The organism is Marinomonas ushuaiensis DSM 15871 (genome assembly GCF_000521805.1).
GTDB lineage: Bacteria > Pseudomonadota > Gammaproteobacteria > Pseudomonadales > Marinomonadaceae > Marinomonas > Marinomonas ushuaiensis.
The window spans coordinates 1-3,134 of the sequence record NZ_JAMB01000028.1 but is presented as its reverse complement, the minus strand read 5'-3'; the positions used below and the strand labels follow the sequence as shown (position 1 = coordinate 3,134).

Sequence of the window (3,134 nt, the reverse complement as noted above, 5' to 3'; positions counted from 1 at the left end):
GGGTTCTTCAACTCATACAGTCGATACGTCTGCGAATGCAGGTATCGATGTTGATGTTATTACTTCGGATTCGATCATTAACTCCTCTGAATCTAATGCAGATATTACTATTACTGGCTTTGTTTCTGGCAATGCATCTCCAGGGGATACTGTAGATATTTACCTTGATGGTGAAGTTATTGGTAGTGGTGCCGTATCAAATGCACGGAACGATTCTGGGCAATATACTTATAGTGTAGTTGTTGATGGTGCAGACTTAGCAAATACTGATTCCGCGACCCCTTTTATAATGGCAAAAGTATCTGGAACAGATGGTGCGGGTAATACCTTCGAAGCAACGTCAAGTGAAATTTATAAAGTTGATACAAACATTTCTACCCCTAGCATTTCCTTTGAATCTGCTGGTGCTGATGATGTTTATAGTGAATCAGAAGTAGGTGATGATGGAACTGTCACTGCAACAATTACCCTAGATGGCTCTAAAGTCGGAGATATTTTAACTTATACAGTTGGAGATGAAGTATTTACGGTTGAATTGACTCTTGATCATGAAATTGATGGTTTTGTTTTAATTGAAGTTGAGCCAGGTCAAAGCATTACTGCAACCTTGTCGGATCAAGCTGGTAATACTTCTTTAGAAGCTACTGCAACAGCGCTTCCACTTGATAATTTGGTTGATGCTAAAAACGATTCTGTCAATGTAGATGAAGATAATAGTATTGAGCTACATAGTAATGCGTTTAGTTTATTGAGTAATGATGATGGTTTAGATGGTGGTTTAAAAATTACAGCGATTGCTGGGGTTGAGTTAACAGGTCAGCTTCAATCTATTGTTGTTGATAATGGTACTGTTGAAATTGATTCAAGTGGGGTTATGACATTTGTTCCTACTGCAGATTATAGCGGTGAAGTTTCATTTGATTACACTGTTACAGATTCAAATGGTTCTGTTGATACGGCAACGGTTACTGTCACAGTCAATGCGGTGGCTGATGAGCCTTCTTTGAGTGTGACAGAAATGGTTACCATCACAGCGGACGATGTGACTGCTGGGTCCGGAAAAGCGACAGGTAATGGCTACACATTAATGGCCTATAATCATTTTGTAGGTATCAATTCTAACGACAATGAAGAAGGTGTCTTAACGACCATTACCGATACAGATCATGATGGTATAGGTGTTGATGCAGAAACGGTTAATGGATCAGATCCATTTTCTGAAATTGGTTCAAATGCAGAACAAAGTGAAGCGATTGTAGTTACTTTTGATGATGCTGTTACTTCTGTTCAAGCTTCATTTGGCTGGTTGAGTTCTTCAGAAACAGCGTCTTACACGCTTTATTCTTCTGACGGTGACATCGTTGGGACGGGTGAACTTGTCGGTGGTAACAACCAAGTCAGTGATGCGGGAACAATTACTGCAACCGATTCGGTTGAATTCTACGCAATTGCCTTTACCGCTGATTATAAGAGCGACGTAACGGATTCAGATGATAATGATTTCTTGTTGAACTCATTGACCTTTGAGAATGTGGTGTCTGGCACGGATTCTTTATCTACGCCGGAAGGGGGCGATGTTTCCTTTAGTATCAGTGCGGCTACCACCGATGTTGACGGTTCTGAGACCTTAAAAGTCGAAGTGAAAGACATTCCAGTTGGCTTTACGTTGACGGATGGTACGAACACATTCACCGCGGAAGAAGGCTTAACGGTTGCTGATGTGACAGGTTGGAATCTTTCTGAGTTAACGTTAGAAACAGATTATATTGAAGAAACGACTACTTATGATTTAGAAGTTGTCGCAACCGCTTCTGAAGGTAATACGGAAAGTGCTAGTACTCAAACTATCAGTATTAAAGTTGTTAATGATGAATCAATCGCAACGCCTAGTATCGTGTTCGAAAGCACTGGCGATGACGATGTCTATAATGCTGAAGAGCTAGGCGAAGACGGCACAGTTACTGCAACCATCTCGGTAACGGGTTCGGTTGTTGGTGATACCTTGACGTACAGTGTCGACGATGGCTCAGCGGTGACGGTTACCTTAATAGCAGACGACATCACAAACGGTGTTGCGGTTGAAGTGGCACCGGGCGCTAAAGTTACAGCGACCTTGTCAGATGAGGCGGGTAACAGTTCTTCAGAAGTTAGTGCGACAGCAGCTATTGCGGATCTTTTTGTTGATCCGCCAGTGATCACTAATATCACTGATGATTCAGCCGATTCCGATTATTCAACTGTGACACTTCATGGTACGGGCGAAGCGGGTGCTACCATTACTTTATGGGTGATTGCTGATTCTACAACAAATGGTAATGACACCCAAACCGGTGAATATACTGAGTTGACATCAGTGACAACCACAGTATCTGTAGACGGCACTTGGACATTGGATGTCTCTAGTCTTGATGGTGTACCAGTAAACGATAATGAATTCTTTAAAGTTGTTCAAACGGATGATGCTGGCAATACCAGTGATTTCTCAAATACTGCCCATTATTTCCATGGTGATATTGCTGAGGCTCAAGTTGAAGCCGGTGATGATTATGTCTTAACGGGCTCAGGTGATGATGTTATCAACTTGGGTGTTGATGACAGCAATGGTCAGTTAACCATTGATGGTGGTGCTGGAACGGATACGGTTATCTTTAGTGATTTTGATCTTGATAAAGCATCTTTTGTTCTTAATGATGATGGTAGTTTGCAAATCACTCGTGGTGATACAAATGATATTGTTCTGTTGATTGATGTTGAAAACGTCAAGATTGATGGGACAACATACACCCTTGATGCCTTGTATACGCCTACCGTTACCATTTCCGACGATACTAATAATGATGGATTGTTAAACAATGCTGAAAGTGACGGCGCAGTGTCAGTCAAGATTGCTCTTCCACTTGCTGCGAAACTTGGCGATACGATTACAATTACCAGTAACAATGGTGAAGATGATCGTGTAATTACGCTGAACCCAAATCACTTAGCGAATGGTTATGTAATCGAAACGGGTATTACTGAAGTTGGAGAAGGCGAGACATTAACGGTGACAGCGACATTGTCTTCTGGTGGTAACACGGGTGCTGATAGCGTTGTTACTGATACGTTGATTAGCTTGCCAACGATTGACTTGGCTG

1 protein-coding gene is annotated in these 3,134 nt (G+C 41.8%); it reads left to right on the top strand.

Annotated features, from left to right (window positions below; genetic code table 11):
* Positions 1-3,134, top strand: a 3,134-nt coding sequence (locus MUS1_RS15505; protein WP_036164114.1) for a beta strand repeat-containing protein, incomplete at both ends; no start/stop codon positions are given.